Here is a 16,585-nt window from a genome sequence, read left to right as displayed (position 1 = left end):
TATATCCTCTTAGTTTCTCATCATATAGTATCTTTTTTCTCTTTAATGTTTTCCCTCTAACGTTTTCCCTCTGACTTTTTTCACGGGCTTTTTTCTTCCCCGTATTCTCTCCATTTCTCTCCCGTCCATTGCTTATGCCGGTCGTTAGTGCTCCCCGCTTGCAGCCTCCACCTTAATCTTCAAAAATTTCGATAGCTCCTTCGGCTGCCGAAGATACATGGGCTGCATACTTGCGAAGATAACCGGTTACATTTGCTTTATACGGCGGTAATGCTGCCTTGCGGCGGGCAATTTCTTCATCGGAAAGTTTAACATTCAAACGACGATTCGGGATATCGATTTCGATGATATCACCGTCTTCGACTACGGCGATGGTGCCACCGGCGGCTGCTTCCGGTGAAACGTGACCGATGGAAGCACCGCGCGTTGCTCCGGAGAATCGACCGTCCGTAATCAATGCTACGTCTTTGCCCAATCCCATACCGGTAATCGTTGCCGTCGGCGTTAACATTTCTCGCATACCCGGACCGCCCTTCGGTCCTTCGTAACGAATTACCACTACGTCACCGGCTACAATCTTGCCACCGGTAATAGCTTCTACCGCTTCTTCTTCATTGTTGAATACCTTGGCCGGACCACTGTGAACAAGCATTTCCTTGTCAACGGCCCCTTCTTTTACAACCGATCCATCCGGTGCCAGGTTGCCCTTTAGTACCGCAATCCCACCGGTAGGATATACCGGCGCATCAAAGGGATGAATTACATCTTCATCCAATACCTTAGCGCTGTCTGCCACAACACCTTGTGTAGTAAGCATTACATTCTTGGCATCCTTCTTTAAGCGTCCATTATCGGCTAAGCGTTTCATCACCGCAGGGATACCGCCGGCTGCATGTAAGTCTTCGATGAAGTACACACCAGACGGTGAAAGCTTAGACAACTGCGGCGTGTTCTTGGCAATCGTATTGAAATCATCTAACGTAAGCTTCACACCGGCTTCATGTGCTACGGCCGGTAAGTGAAGCGCCGTATTGGAGGAACCGCCCAGTGCCATATCGACCGACACCGCATTGAAGAAGGCATCTTCCGTCATAATATCCTTCGGTCGAAGATCGGCGGCCAACACTTTCATAACCTGCATGCCTGCGCGTTTTGCCAAGCGAAGTCGTTCGGAATACACTGCCGGCACCGTACCGTTACCGGGAAGTCCCATGCCGAGAACTTCCGTCAAGCAATTCATGGTGTTCGCCGTATACATACCGGCGCAGGAACCGCACGTCGGACAAGCACTTTCTTCGATGGCTGCCAATTCTTCTTCGTCCATGGTACCCGCTTCATATCGTCCTACCGCTTCGAACACATCGCTCAATCCGATTTTCTTACCATTGTGCACACCGGCAAGCATTGCCCCACCGCTGACAAACACGGAAGGTAGATTCAAGCGAGCCGCAGCGATAAGCATACCCGGTACCACCTTGTCACAGTTCGGAATGAATACCATGCCATCAAACGGTGTTGCCATGGCTGCTGCTTCAATGGAGTCCGCAATAATATTACGCGTTACCAAAGAATACTTCATGCCGATGTGGTTCATGGCTAAACCGTCGCAAATACCAATCGTATTGAACTCCATCGGAATACCGCCGGCTTCGCGAATCCCATCCTTTACGGCTTGCACCAAATTTTTCAGATGCATATGGCCCGGAATAATTTCGTTAAAGGAATTGGCAATCCCGATAATCGGTTTACCCATTTCTTCATCAACAAATCCCAATGCTTTCAGCAAGGATCTATGCGGTGCTCTGGCTACGCCTTTTTCTACATTATCGCTTCTCATCATCGTAATCCCTCCATTGTGTGTTCGTGCACAACTATAACTCTCTCAACTTTCGCAACCTCGTTGCGTATGACGTATATATAATGTCTCTCTCATCTCTCGCCCGTGAAGGCCTCTCAATTCCCCGCATGAGCTCTCTCCTTCTCATGTGGTTCTCTCTCTTTTTCCTATGGCTTGTTATCTTGTATCTACCTTCTTTTACCTACAAAAAAAAGACGATTTCCAAGGAAATCGTCTTAAAAGCCATATATATCTAGGTTCCTACCGCGAGCTTTTATCACGGTACCCCGTATCCCCGAAAAAGGGAACGCCAAGCAACCGTATCAAGTACGGCTCGCACGGGCGGGGGTAAATGAATTCATGTTAAAAGCTTCTAAGACGGACGCTGTTAAGTTTTGTGTTTCGCTAATAATGCTAATAATGACTAGAATGCCAATAATTAGCAAGCTAATAATGACCAAAACCACTGCTAACATGATGTCCTCCAAAAACTTATAACCAATTCACCTATCCGCACCGACAAAACCAAATCGGTGCGGGATACGCCCACGCATCTCGACCTGCTACCGATCCGCTATATTCATAACCATCCGGATTAACCACATCCGTTTTACTTATTAATATAACGATTTCATAATCAGCAACTATATAATCCGTATATCACGTATCACTGTCCATTATAATAGCACTAACCGATGAAAAGCGCAACTAATTTCTAAAAAATATTTTTATTTTTTACACATTGTCCTTATTCAGTAGACTATGGCGATGACTGTACAAGGCATAGATCACAATTCCCAAGAGGCTCCAGCCGGTGAACAAGTACAGTGTATGCGATGATAACTGGGAAAATACAAATCCACAGAAAAGGAGTCCCAACGGTGCCACAATGTACACTGCAGGGCAACGGAAATCCCGATGCTCCGTAGGATATACACGGCGCAATACTAAAATCCCCGCACAGGAACACATAAAGGCAAAGAGCGTTCCGGCACTGCACATTTCCGCTACGATATGAATCGGCGTAAAACCGGAGATTAATGCGACCACTGTCCCCACAATCATAGTGATAATATGCGGTGTGCGATACTTACTGTGAATGCGGCACAATGCTTCCGGAATCAAACCATCACGGCTCATGGCGTAAAACGCCCGAGTTTGTGCGTAAATCATAACCAACAGCACCGTAGACAAGCCACACAAGGCACCGGTCCCCACGATGGCCGATCCCAGACGCGAGCCGATGTATTCCAATACGAAGGAAGCCGGTGCAGCCGTATCCAATTCGGGATAGGGTACAACGCCGGTCATCACCGCACATACGGCAATGTACAAAATAGTACAAATAATCAAAGAAGCAATAATCCCTACGGGCATATCACGACGAGGATTTTTTGTTTCCTCCGCCGCCGTAGCTAAAGCATCCACGCCAAGGTAGGCAAAGAATAAAATCGCCGTACCTGCCGTTACCCCTTGCCAACCGAAGGGCAGGAAGGGATCCCAGTTCGCTACATCCACATGAGGTCCTGCTAAAAACAAAAAGAGAAAGATGGTTCCGATTTTAATAAACACCAAGGTCTTATTCACGCGGGCGCTTTCACGAATCCCCAAGACCAATAGCACCGTCACAACCAAAACCGCCAGCATGGCCGGCAAATTTACAATGCCCCCTTCGAAGGGCACCGTGGTAAGCGACTTCGGTATATCAATGCCGGCGGAGTGCAAAATTCCTACCAAGTAAGCCGACCAACCGCCGGCTACGGCACTGGCACCGACGGAATACTCCAGGACGAGTCCCCATCCGACCCACCAACCGAAAAATTCTCCCAGCGATGCGTACGTATATGTATAAGCACTACCCGACACCGGAATCAACGACACCAATTCGGAATAGGCTAAGCAAACGAATGCACAGGTAATCGCAGCCAGTACAAAGGACAACATCAATCCCGGTCCCGCATATTGCGCTGCGCCGATGCCCGTCAATACAAAAATTCCCGTTCCGATAATAACACCCAAGCCGAGCAATGTAATATCCAGTGCACTCAGTGCTTTAGACAGCTTCTTTTCATTCGATGCCTGCACCAAGTCGGTCAAGGGCTTCCTACGTAACCAATCCATGGTTAATCCTCCTATCCTACAACAAAACTACATGTCCCATTATACACTAATCCGCCCTACCTGCCTAACGATATTCGCCATGCTGTTCTTGATAATAAAAGAGCAGCCATACGAGGAATTTTATAATTCCTTGCATAGCTGCTAAGTGAATAAAATCTGCTATTTTACTATTGCAATCTACCGTTTTACCATTGCCTTATGAATAAGACCGATGATAAAACCGGCTACGGCAAAGGTTACCCAACCCATACCCACTGCGTGGAACGGAACCTGCTGCTGGAAGAATGTTTCCAAACCGCCAAGACTAACGCCGGCCGTTTCGGCACCGCTTACCAAGGCAGCGATAAAGGTTAAGCCAATGCTCCATGCATATACACACTGACGACCGCCGAAGGCATTATTAAGAAATGCTAAGGCAATAATAACAATCGTCAACGGATACAAGAACATGAGCACCGGAATGGCGGATACGATAATCGTCTTCAAGCCGAACATGCCGATGAAGAAAGACACTACCGCAAAAAGAACGGCATATGCTTTGTAGCCCAATCCACCGAATACGCTGTGGAAATAAGTAGCGCAAGAAGTGATAAGACCAATGCTGGTGGTCAAGCAAGCCAGCAATACGATAACCGCCAAAATCATAGCACCTAAGTTACCGAATAAAATCTTCGCACTATCTGCCAATACAGGAGCACCTGTATCAAGGATACCCAACTGCTGCACACTGGTTGCACCGATGTTGGCAATGAATACATACACAAAGCCTAAACAACCAACGGCGATAAGCCCGGCTTTAAAGGTAGAAGCCGTAACTTCCTGTTTTGTCTTGGCGCCGGACAGCATAACAAATTCGATAACCAAAATACCGAATACCAACGAAGCCAACGCATCCAATGTGTTATAACCATCCAAGAAACCCTGTAGTACGGCAATACCGGCAGTACCGTATTCCTTTGTCGGTGCCTGGTACGCCCCCATAGGATCAATTAAAGATTTAATGATTAAGACAACGATAGTGACTAGCAACGCCGGCGTCAAAATTTTACCGATACGCTGAACCAACTTTTGCGGATTGATTGCCAACCATAAGGATACGACAAAGAATACAATTAGGAATATAGTCTGTGCCATATCGCTGCCACCATCTACCAAGAAAGGTTTAATCGCGATTTCATACGACACTGTACCGGTACGCGGAATAGCAAAAGCCGGTCCAATCGACAAGTACAACAAAATTGTAAAGATAAGTCCGTAAGCGGGGTGAACGCGGCTGGCCAACTCCTGTACGTTTTTACAACCGGAATAACCCATGGCCATAACGCCTAATAGCGGCAAACCTACCCCCGTAATGATGAAGCCCAATACCGCCCACCATACATTTTCACCGGCATGCTGTCCCAAGGACGCCGGGAAAATCAAGTTGCCGGCACCGAAGAACAAAGCGAACAGCATTAAACCGACAGCGATATACGCCCTGTTGTTTAATTTCACATCATTGTGTTCCATACTACCATCCTCCCTCTTAAAAATATAATTCGTAGCTAAGATTATACAACGCTTTTCCTCAATAGACAAATGTATTCTATAGATTTTTCTGCAAAAACGTATTACAATTTAGCATACTTGTCCTCTGAAACAGGATTTTATCGGTCTATGTCCTATATACACAAGCCGACAACCCCGTATCCTGTCTTCATAAGACGCACTTTGTCCACCCTATGAGTAATACTTATTCATCAACGCGTACATTTACCTTGACATCATAGAAAGTACTTCCCCAAGCGCAATCCGTCGGCCTGTCCGCTGTTAATGCATTTATGCCGTGCTCATCATCGGAGGAATATTTTTGCCACCACACACCATCGGATACTACCGTTCCCGGCAACACGGCTTCATCCGTAGCCAGTGTCATTCGCACCTCGCCGCGGTCATTGTAAAGAACAACTTTCGCTCCGTCACGAAGCTTCTTTTTATCCATATCTGCCGGATGCATACGCGCTTTCATCAAAGGGCCGTCACTGATAAATACACGTTCATTAAAGGATGAATCCAAAATGCGAGGGTCCGGTCCGTTGATCAACCAAAATTCCGCCTCGTCTCCATGAGGGGTGGTGTAACGCGGCATCGGCTCTTCATCGCGGTCCGTCCAAAGTTCAATCTTGCCGGACGGCGTTTTAAACTGCAACTTATAATCCTCGGGCAATGTCATCTCCACCGGTTGTCCCTGCCAAATTTTTTCTTTTTCTTCTCCCGTAAGTGTCGTATCTGCCAACATGTGAGCAATCAATTCTCTTTCGGAACAAGTGAATACAGGATGATCAATGCCCATTGCTCCGGCCAACAGGCGCATAACCTCCCAGTTGGATTTACTTTCACCGACAGGCGCAATCGCACGCCAACCGCAGCCGATGGTGTAATGCCCATACGAATTATATAGATCATCATGCTCCAAAGAAGTCGTTGCGGGCAACACGATGTCTGCGTATCTTGCCGTATCCGTCATAAATCGTTCGTGAACCACGGTAAACAAATCCTCTCGCGCCAATCCGCGGCGCACCAGATTTTGATTCGGCGATGTAATGGCCGGATTTGAAGAATAAATATACAAACAGTGCAGTGCCTTCTCACCGACTTCATTTAACGCTTCCCCCAGACGAATCATCGGCACCAAGCGCGTTTCTTTCGCCGCGTATCGATCCCAATCCATTATGTGTCCGCCTACAAAACTACTGCCGCCGGCACTACTCAAAAAGCCGCCGCCCTTACGAGCATACGCACCTACCAATGCCGGCAATGCAACGATACACCGCACAGTCATGGCTCCGTTGCCATAGCGCGACAAGCCGCTGCCCAATCGGATAAACGGTGCTCTCGCTTTGCCGTATGCCTGTGCCAACGCTTCAATATCCTCTGCTTCGACACCGGTAATTTGCATGGCCCATTGAGGCGTGCAACCGGGTAATATCTCTTCTACGAACTGTTCATACCCCTGCACGTGTTCCTTTACAAATTCTGTATCTATCAATCTATCCCGTACCAAGATATGGGCCACCGCCAATGCCAACGCACTGTCCGTACCCGGCCGCAGTTGAATTCCATGGTCTGCTTGACGAAACGATACCGTTTGACGCGTGTCAATCACCCATAACTTGGCCCCGTTTTTTCGGGCTGCCGTTGCATCATGTAAGCTGTGAAGATTTGTCGATGTAGCATCCAGCCCCCAAAAAATTACCATATCACTATGGGCCATCTCCTGCGGTCTGGTTCCCAAGGTTTGTCCCATAACCGCTTGCCAACCATAGCTCTTCGCCGGCGAGCAAATGCCTCGATCCTGGCGTGTAGCCCCTAAGATAGCAAACAGCGGATTACCGGCCGCTTTCTGCACCAATCCCATCGTCCCCGCATAGGAATAGGACATAATACTTTCACCGCCGTAATCAACGATACTCTCGTGAAAACGCGAAGCAATCTCTTCGATAGCTTCCTCCCAACTAATGGACGTAAATCGTCCTTCTCCCTTGGCACCGGTGCGACGAAGCGGTGTGGTCAATCGCTCCGGGGAATGTACTGTTTCTTCATAATGTTGCATTTTCATGCATAACGTACCGCGCGTAAACGTGTGCTCCGGATTTCCCTGCACCTTAATGACTCTATCGTTTTCCGTAGTCACCACGAGTCCGCAAGCATCCGGACAATCGTAAGGACACACAGAGGTATGTTTTACTTCCATGGGTATCACTCCTTTTCTCTTTGTATCCTAGCATATCCACTGTTAAAAAACTATCGTTTTTATCACATCTCCATTCCCGTGGATTCCATTGGGACTTGTCTTTCCACTAAGTTTTATAAAAAGAAACCACATCAAATAATCGATTCCAGTAGAGCTACACCGAATGATCTACGCCGGCAGAGCCACATCGGCTAAGCTCCATCGAATAAACTACCCGAATAACCTACTCCGATTAACCTACTCCAAATAATCTACTCCAATAATCTACTCCGAATAACCTGCTCCGGCTACGCTATCCAAGGCTCTTCCTGCATAAAAAATTCTGTGCAATACGCGGATTATGATGATGCCCGTAATGACAATTAAGAATACTCTGCGCCATATGCTCTCTACGCAAAAAGAGAACCCTCCGAAGAGGGTTCTCTTTTTACATGGCTAAGTACCGATCAAGATATGCAGTAGTAAAATCCCTGTACAGCTTGAAATTTCCAAAGCCACTCCTTTTCTAGACATCCTATTAGATGATACCTTGTCCGATATTGAGATAGCAGATGATACCGGCTACGATAACGTAGAGCAAGAAGTATTTGAAGATATGACGCATAATGGAGCTAGGTTCAATGCTGTCATGCAATTCCTTTGCTTTTGCTGCATCAATCTTATTTTCTTTTACATATTCATCGAGTGCCGGAGCAACGGCGCCGATAGCGATAGCAATACTCTGCGGCGAGAACATTTTACCGATACCGGTAGCTGCCGAGCTTGCTGCGGTAAGCCACAATGCCAATTCGCCATCGCCAGGGATTAATTTCTGAGCAGCCGCCGTCTGCAATGGTCCAAACAATACGTTGGAGTTTGTACCGGAACCTGTCAAGAAGGAGCCCAACGCACCGATAAGAGGAGCAAATGCCGGATACAATGTACCGGTTGCTGCCACAAGACCGTCCGCAATATTTGCTGTCATGCCACTGTAGGTCATGATTTTTGCAGTTACAACTACAGAGATAATCGTAATGTACGTAAATTTCAAGCCATTGAAAGTCTTGCCCAATACACCGAGCATTTCACCAAATCCGGCTTTCTGTACAGCACCGCCAATGAAAGCGGACAAGAAGATCATGATACCCGGAGTAGCAATCCATACGAAGGTGTACGGTTTAGCACCAGGGCCTGCATAAATCGGTACAGACGTTTTAATCGCACTGAGCGGACCATTGATAGCCGGTACCAATTTAGAAGTTAACAATAACAATACGAAAATAAGGATGAACGGCATAGCCGCTACGAAGCCTTCACCGCCGGAAATTTTCTGCGTTTCGGATTTAAACTGATATTCCGGATTATTCGTCGGCAATACCTTTGCGCAAATACCGATGGAAGCCATCATAACGATGGAGGATACGATAACAGATAATTCCGGGCCGGCTACTTTATTGATGAATAATTCAGGAATAGCCAATGCCAAACCGGAAATCAAAGTGGTAAGGAACACACCTTTCAGTGCCTTTACGCCACCGCCGATAATCATAACTACGAAGAACGGAGTTACAACGTTAAGAATGAATAATTGCAGTGCAATAGACGTACCGAGCAAATTAAGATCAAGTCCCGTCAAGGAAGCCAACGTCGTCGGAATACCAATGGAACCGAATGTAGTCGGTACGGAGTTAGCTACCAAGCAAGCCAAAATAGATTTCAACGGGTCAAAGCCAACGCCAACCATCATAGCTGCCGGAATAGCAACGGCAGTACCGAAGCCGGCCATCCCTTCCATGAAGCCACCGAAGCCCCATGCAAGAAGTAATGCCAATAAACGCATATCGCTGGTTACGGAAGAAAGCATAGCTTTAATCGTTTCCATAGCTTTGGTATGAACTACCAAGTTATATGCAAAAATTGCAGCGGTAATAACAAGTAAAATAGGCCAAACTGCCAGTGCCACACCTTCCAGTGCACCGGAGAGCATGATAGCCGAATCTTTACCGTAAGGTACTACGGCAATAATAAAGGAAATAATAGCGGCTGCTAAACATGCTTTCCATGCCGGCACTTTCAACACTGCCAAGGCAACGATGAGCCACAAAATAGGCAATAATGCGAGTGCAATAGTCATTTGTGAAATCACCCTTTCTCACTACTTATAGAGTACAAATTTATCCTTAGTTCAATATAAAATTCTCATAGTACATACTGTACATAACTTTTTCGAAACCATAAGGTTAAAAAGAAAGAGGAAATCACTAAATCCCCTGGATTTCCTCTTCTTCTTATACAAAACGAGGCTTCGACCGACTTCTGTACTGACTGTTTCACAGCTCTGTCATGTAAGAGCATCGTCGATTACGCATCGACTCGTATTCAGTTGTATCGGCCGAACACCATCGCTTCTATGCCTTATTTCACTGTTTACTGTTTGACAATCGTCAAATTAGTACGTAGCTTTTACGCCTTCTACTGGCGGTTTGTAATCGCCGAAGTATTTGGAGAAGTCAAGACCTAAGTACTGGCAAAGGTCATATACTTCCGTCATCGTCTTATCGATTACAGGGATACCGTTTTCTTCGCGGTCCTTAATAGCTTCCATTTCTTTTTCGCCATGAGTATAAATGCGAGTCTGACCTTCAGCTTTAGGAGCTTCACGCAATTCCTGGAGGTACGTGGAGAAATGTTTCTTAATAGCTTCCGGATCACCGAAGAATGCAGGGTTAATAGCCATGAAGCCGTGGCAAATGTTGGATTTGCCGCCAACCATACATTTGTTGGAAGTACCACCCATGGAAAGGATAGCTGCGAACAATTCTACAACCATGCCGTTACCATAACCTTTGTGGGAACCTAATTTTTCAGTGCTGCCGCCGAGAGGCATGATACCGCCGCCGATATGAGCGGAGATGTTAGCCAATACGTCTGCTGCATCAGTGGACGGGTTGCCGTCTTTGTTCAATGCCCAGCCGTCCGGCAAAGCTTTACCCAATTTGTTGTACATTTCGAGTTTACCACGAGTTACTACTGTAGTGGAAGCATCGAAGAAGAAGTTGTACGGATCAGCCGGTGCTGCCCAAGCCTGCGGGTTAGAACCCAACATAGCTTTACGAGCATAGGTCGGAACCATGATAGCTTCGGAGTTAGTGCAGGAGAAGCCGATTAAGCCTTCCTTAACTGCCATGTTAGCATAGTAGCCGGCAATACCGTAGTGGTTGGAGTTACGTACAGAAACGATACCTACGCCATTTTCTTTAGCTTTTTTAACAGCCAATTCCATAGCGAAGTGACCGTTCAACTGACCCATAGCTTCGTGGCCATCGATAACAGCGGATACCGGTGTTTCGAAAACAACTTCCGGTTTAGCGTCAACTTTGATCGTACCTTTTTCGATACCTTTGTGGTAACGAACCATACGCTGCATACCATGGCTTTCGATGCCGTATAAGTCAGACGTCAAAAGTACGTCTTTAATAATTTCAGCATCGGATTTGGAGAAACCGAATTTTACGAAAGCGTCTACACAGAGTCTGTTGAGCTGGTCATAAGAGAATTTTACGTATCCCATTTTACAAACCTCTTTCCAAATAAACATATACCTGAATAAGTCCTGCCGATTGAGAACTTATTCCCTTCTAAAGACATGCTCATTATAGCACAGGCACATTAATAGTTGAATAGCACAGGCGGCATAAAACGCAAAATAACGTTACTAAATCCGCATAGCTCCCTCATTTTTGACGATTAACTGACGATGTACAGACGTGCCCAAGCCAGTACTAAAGGGACTTTTATAGACAATGACTTTTACTAATAGCAAGTATGAATTCGAAGGGTTATCCCGGGGATTTCTTACTATTTTTTCTTTGTTAACGCATTATTTATCGCCGTTGACACCTTAAATGCCTCATCGGCATTGTCTGCCGTTACCAATGACATCGTCCCCATCATAACTTGATTACCGTTAACCGATGTAGCCGTTAATTGATTATCATGCGCCAATCGAGCCAACTTGCCGGCTACCAAAAACGCCCGCATTTCGTCCGTGTAGCGTCCCATAGTAGTACCGGTGTAAACAGCCTGCTTATTTAGATATACTGTCTTGTCCTTCACATCCACTTGCTTACGGCTGTATTCATACATGCGCTTTACATTATCCCTAATACGATCACTGGTCTTTGGATGATTGTTCGGGGACAACACCTTCGACAAGCCTTCGTGATACAAGTCGCCGTACTTAGCTCTTATAACCGCCATCGAGCTGGGCGCACCTCCCAAATTGTAAGGCGAGTCGGCCAAAATAACAAAGCCTAATTTATCCGCATCCTTTTCCTGACCCATGGTGAATACTTGATTTTCCATGTACTGCCCGATAATACCGCCCAGCATCTGTCCGGCTCCGTCGGCTCCGGATGTAGCCATGCCGATGGCTGTGGCCAAGCCTACGGATTTCTTAGCTCCATGGACCAAATCCTTGTGCTCGCCATGACCGATTTCATGAGCCATAATATAGGCAAGTTCGTTATCATCCATAGCATCCATAGTGCCTGTATTGACAGCCATAACGCGACCAAAGGTCATAAACGCATTGATGTCCGGATCCGGTACGACGTAAACCACGTAATCACGTTTTACCTGCGGTGATGCTTCGAGTGTTCCCAAGATTCGATCCACCCGTTCTTGATAGGCCGGGTTGTCATAAAAACCGGTTCTGCGTTTCGTTTCTTTCAGCATTTCCGCCTGTCCTTCATCGGTGTCGTCGATTTTGGACAGCGCCGTCGATACATAGGCCATGGATGCCGCACCTTGAAACAATATTTCCCACGGTGACGCTGCCTGTGCCGCCGGCATATACATGCCGCTGCCCAGCCCCAATGCTACAGCCCCTGCAATCAAACCTTTTTTCCATCGATTCATGGGAATCCCTCCTTATTCGTTACGATAACTTACATCGCGGAAGCGCGTAAACTCGCCTTGGAACATGAGTTCCACCGTTTTGAGCGCCCCGTTACGATGCTTACGGATAATAACCTCCGTAATATCACCTTTCTCGGTATTTTCATTGTAATACTTATCACGATACAGGAATGCTACAATGTCCGCATCCTGTTCCAAGGATCCCGATTCGCGCAAATCACTGAGAATCGGTCGTTTATCCGTACGGCTTTCCACACCGCGACTCAACTGCGACAACGCAATGAGCGGTACATCCATTTCACGGGCGATTAATTTAAGATTACGGGAAATTTCGGAAATTTCTTGCTGCCGATTATCGCTGTTGCCGTGACCGCGTCCCTGCATAAGCTGCACATAGTCGATTACCACCAAATCAAGGCCGTGTTCTACCTTGAGTCGCCGCAGCTTGGACCGCATTTCCTGTGCCGTCAGCCCCGGCGTATCATCAATGTAAAGCGGTGCTTTACTCATCATATCCGCCGCCTTGATGACCCGTGCCCAATCATTCGGTTCCAGCTGTCCCGTGCGAAGCTTTTCCGAGCTCACCTCTGCGACGGACGATAAAATACGATTGACCAGTTGCTCCTTAGACATTTCCAAAGAGAAAAAAGCTACCGTCTTTTTTGCCAAAATGGAAACATTCTGTGCAATATTCAACGTAAACGCCGTCTTCCCCATACTCGGACGCGCCGCGATGAGGATGAGGTCCGACTTCTGCAAGCCGTTGGTGACTTCGTCCAAATCGTGAAAGCCCGTAGGCAAGCCCGTCAGATATCCTTCGTATTGTTGAATTTCATTGATTCGTTCCATAGATTGCTGAACAACCATCCCCATCGGCGTAAACGTACTTTCCGATTTTGTTTGGCCGCTTACATTGAGCACTAGCTGCTCCGCTTCATTAATGATCGACTGCGGTTCTTCCTCGCCGGCATAGCTCATACCTACAATTTTGTTGCCCGCATCGATAAGCCGACGGAGCTGTGCCTTTTCACTGACAATACGTGCATGCGCTTCCACGTTGTACGCTGCCAAGGAGTCTTCCGTAAGCGACGTAATATACGCAATGCCGCCTACCGTTTCCAATTTGCCCATACGCGTCAATTCATCGGCTAACAAAACAAAGTCGGCCCGCCGCTCCGTATGAATGATATTTTGCAAGGCTTCATAAATCACGCGATGTGCATCGCGATAAAAATCCTCTGTCTTAACGATGGTACTCACCGTATCATACGCATCCTCACTGGTAAGCAGCGCTCCCAATACGGCCCGCTCCGCTTCTATACTGTGTGGCGGAATACGTGCTTCAGCCATAATTTACCCCTTTCCGCACGGCCCATGCCATGCTGCCTCTTAGGCATTTTGCAACAAAAGAGGGCATCCGCCTCACATCACTCTGACGGATGTACGGATACCCTATACGTAACTTGTAGCTACCAATCCAACTTGATTTGATTAGTATGCGCTCCGCTTAGCCGGCTACAACGTCTACCTTGATAGTCGTCGTAATTTCCGGATGCACGCGGATGACTACATCATGAACGCCCAACGTTTTAAGCGGTTCTTTGATTTCGATTTTCTTTTTGTCTACGTCTACCTTCACCTGAGATGCCAATGCATCAGCAATATCCTTAGCCGTTACGGAACCGAACACGCGACCGCCTTCACCCATCTTCACGGGAATGGTAACGGATACCTTAGCCAACTGACTGGCCAAGATTTTAGCTTCATCCGCATCCACCTGCTTCTTATGTGCGGCCGATGCCTGACGCTGCTTGGCATTGTTCAAGTTTGCCGGCGTACCTTCCAGGGCCTGCCCTTTTTTGATGAGCACATTGCGGCCGTAGCCTTCGCTTACTTCTACGATTTCCCCTTTTTTACCTACTTTTTTTACATCTTCCAGCAAGATTACCTTCATTCTTCCTGTTCCTCCTTCTTCATCTGTTCCACGGCTTTCAGCGCTTCCGCCTTCACGGCTGCCTTGGCCTCTTCTATGGTCATATGTGAAAGCTGTGCGCCGGCGACAGTGCGATGACCGCCACCGCCTAAGGCTTCCATAATCAACTGTACATTTACATTGCCTTGCGAACGCGCACTGACACCGATAACATCATCAGGCAAGTGATACAACACAAAGCTGGCTTCAATGCCTTCAATGGTAATCAGCACATCCGCTGTTTGCGCCGCCAAAATAGACGGCCCCTTTACACCGCCGGGGCATACCGTAAAGGCCAAGCCTTCCGTGCGCTCTGCTTCCGCCAACATTTGCGAACGATACTGCATCGCTTCAAAGCTTTCCATAAAGAGATGGCGCACAATGGATAAATCCGCACCGGAACGCCGCAAGAAGGACGCTGCATCAAAGGTGCGCGAACCGGTTTGAACGGCGAAGTTTTTCGTATCCACCACAATACCCGCGTATAACGCACTGGCTTCGATAACATTCAGCGAAATCGGTTCCGCAAAGTATTGAATCAATTCCGTCACCAATTCACTAGTCGACGACGAAGCCGGTTCCAAATAGGTAAGCAACGGCTTTTCGATAAAATCTGATGCCCGGCGATGGTGATCGATAACTACGCGGCGTTTTGATTTTTGAAGCGCCTTTACTGCCGCCACCATGTCGGGGCGATGCACATCCACTACAAATACCAAGGTATTGTCCGTCGTCAATTCCTCCGCTTCCTGCGGCGTTACCAACAGACGAGCAAAGGTGGGCTCTGTGGGGAATAAATCGGATAATTTTTTAATCGCCACCGTCTGATCGCTTACGGCGACATGCACAATCTTGCCGGCTGCCTTGGCCATGGCCGCTACACCGATGGCCCCGCCGATGCTGTCATAATCTTCCCGTTCATGGCCCATGACGATAACATTGTCCGCATCATCCATAAGCTCTTTAATGGCCTGTGCCACCACGCGAGCGCGCACACGGGTATTCTTTTCGGACCCCTGCGTCTTGCCGCCGTAGAAGGTCAAATCGGATCCGATGTACACACTGGCCTGATCGCCACCGCGGCCCAATGCCAATTCTAATGCCGACCGCGCCCGTTCCGATTGTTCTTTAATGGACGGTTCGCCTGCGGCAATACCGATACTGATGGTGGCCGGTATGCGGCGACTGGTAGGAATGCTGTGTACCCGTGCCAACAGCGGAAAGTTGTGAGCAATCATATCCGTTAGGGCTTCTTTGGAAATACAGAAGATGTACGAATCCTCCGCATAGTTCCGGATGAAGCCGTCATATTTATCGATTTCTTCCACTACGGCATTATTGATTTCTGCCCACAAGTTCGTGTATTCCACATCGCTAAGACCCTTCGTTACATCTTCGATATTATCCATCATAAGAAAGCCGAAAGCCGGTGCCGATGCTTCCGCATCCAGGCGCAACTGTTCCGATTCGGTAATGTCATCAAAATAAAAGGCCATATACGATTCCAGCTCCGCATCCTCCGACTCGGCATAGGCATGCGGATTTTCAATGTACTTGTAAATAACGCGGAAGTACCGTTCATCAATATGTTCGTTAAAGTGGCCGGACTTTCCCCAAATTTTATCCAATCGCAGCGCCGGAATAAAGCTGTTCAATCGCTGTGTCTTATCAAGATCTACGGTAAGCCAATCGCGAAATACGCTGTTGCACCAACAAATGCGCGCCTTGCTGTCGATGATAACAATAGCCGTCGGCAAATTTTGCAGCGCAAAGCTGGACGCCTGCGTAACGCCCTTGGCAATGGCATCAAACTGCTCCTTCCAAATGCGTTGCTCCCGTCGCACCGCTTTATGATTATACAAATAAACGGCAATGACAAAGATAAAACTCAATACCGCAAAGGGCCAGCTTAACCACGCAATTACAGCCAATAAAATAAGCACTACGCCGATGGTCGTACGCGTCAATATTCTAAAAAAATCTCGTTCTGAATTCATACGATGTCCCTGCTTTCTTCTCAGTC

General features: G+C 47.4%; 11 protein-coding genes. All 11 read right to left on the bottom strand.

Annotated features, from left to right (window positions below):
* Positions 1 to 172: 172 nt before the first annotated feature.
* Positions 173 to 1,837, bottom strand: a complete 1,665-nt coding sequence (gene ilvD / locus G344_RS0100240) for a dihydroxy-acid dehydratase (protein WP_211219539.1) — start codon at positions 1,835 to 1,837, stop codon at positions 173 to 175.
* A 323-nt stretch (positions 1,838 to 2,160) separates the two neighbouring features.
* Complete coding sequence (locus G344_RS11815; protein ID WP_156886117.1) at positions 2,161 to 2,313, bottom strand: hypothetical protein; 153 nt, start codon at positions 2,311 to 2,313, stop codon at positions 2,161 to 2,163.
* 259 nt (positions 2,314 to 2,572) lie between these two features.
* The gene (locus G344_RS0100230) at positions 2,573 to 3,958 is read right to left on the bottom strand and encodes an amino acid permease (protein ID WP_028254429.1); all 1,386 of its coding nucleotides are present in this window, start codon (positions 3,956 to 3,958) and stop codon (positions 2,573 to 2,575) included.
* A gap of 177 nt (positions 3,959 to 4,135) precedes the next feature.
* Entirely contained in the window at positions 4,136 to 5,467 is a 1,332-nt protein-coding gene (gene brnQ, locus G344_RS0100225; RefSeq protein WP_028254428.1) for a branched-chain amino acid transport system II carrier protein, read from the bottom strand.
* A 223-nt stretch (positions 5,468 to 5,690) separates the two neighbouring features.
* Positions 5,691 to 7,691 carry a molybdopterin-dependent oxidoreductase gene (locus G344_RS0100220; RefSeq protein ID WP_028254427.1) on the bottom strand — a complete coding sequence of 667 codons (2,001 nt, stop codon included), beginning with the start codon at positions 7,689 to 7,691 and terminating at the stop codon, positions 5,691 to 5,693.
* 517 nt (positions 7,692 to 8,208) lie between these two features.
* A complete protein-coding gene (locus G344_RS0100215; protein WP_028254426.1) occupies positions 8,209 to 9,813 on the bottom strand; it encodes an L-lactate permease in 1,605 nt (534 codons plus the stop codon).
* Between the two features lie 306 nt (positions 9,814 to 10,119).
* Positions 10,120 to 11,241 carry an Ldh family oxidoreductase gene (locus tag G344_RS0100210; protein ID WP_028254425.1) on the bottom strand — a complete coding sequence of 374 codons (1,122 nt, stop codon included), beginning with the start codon at positions 11,239 to 11,241 and terminating at the stop codon, positions 10,120 to 10,122.
* 287 nt (positions 11,242 to 11,528) lie between these two features.
* Positions 11,529 to 12,590, bottom strand: coding sequence for a M48 family metallopeptidase (locus G344_RS10315; RefSeq protein WP_051245595.1), 1,062 nt, complete (start codon positions 12,588 to 12,590; stop codon positions 11,529 to 11,531).
* A gap of 12 nt (positions 12,591 to 12,602) precedes the next feature.
* Positions 12,603 to 13,940 carry a replicative DNA helicase gene (gene dnaB / locus G344_RS0100200; protein ID WP_028254424.1) on the bottom strand — a complete coding sequence of 446 codons (1,338 nt, stop codon included), beginning with the start codon at positions 13,938 to 13,940 and terminating at the stop codon, positions 12,603 to 12,605.
* 157 nt (positions 13,941 to 14,097) lie between these two features.
* Entirely contained in the window at positions 14,098 to 14,544 is a 447-nt protein-coding gene (rplI, locus tag G344_RS0100195; protein ID WP_028254423.1) for a 50S ribosomal protein L9, read from the bottom strand.
* Positions 14,541 to 16,559 (bottom strand): DHH family phosphoesterase, encoded by a 2,019-nt coding sequence (locus tag G344_RS0100190; protein WP_028254422.1) that lies wholly within the window; start codon positions 16,557 to 16,559, stop codon positions 14,541 to 14,543. Before G344_RS0100190 ends, rplI begins: the two co-directional genes overlap by 4 nt.
* Positions 16,560 to 16,585: the final 26 nt, after the last annotated feature.

Origin of the sequence: Veillonella magna DSM 19857 (assembly GCF_000428745.1) — a bacterium.
GTDB classification, from domain to species: domain Bacteria; phylum Bacillota; class Negativicutes; order Veillonellales; family Veillonellaceae; genus Veillonella_A; species Veillonella_A magna.
The sequence above is the reverse complement of the archived record's forward strand: the minus strand, read 5'-3'. Positions and strand labels throughout refer to the sequence as shown.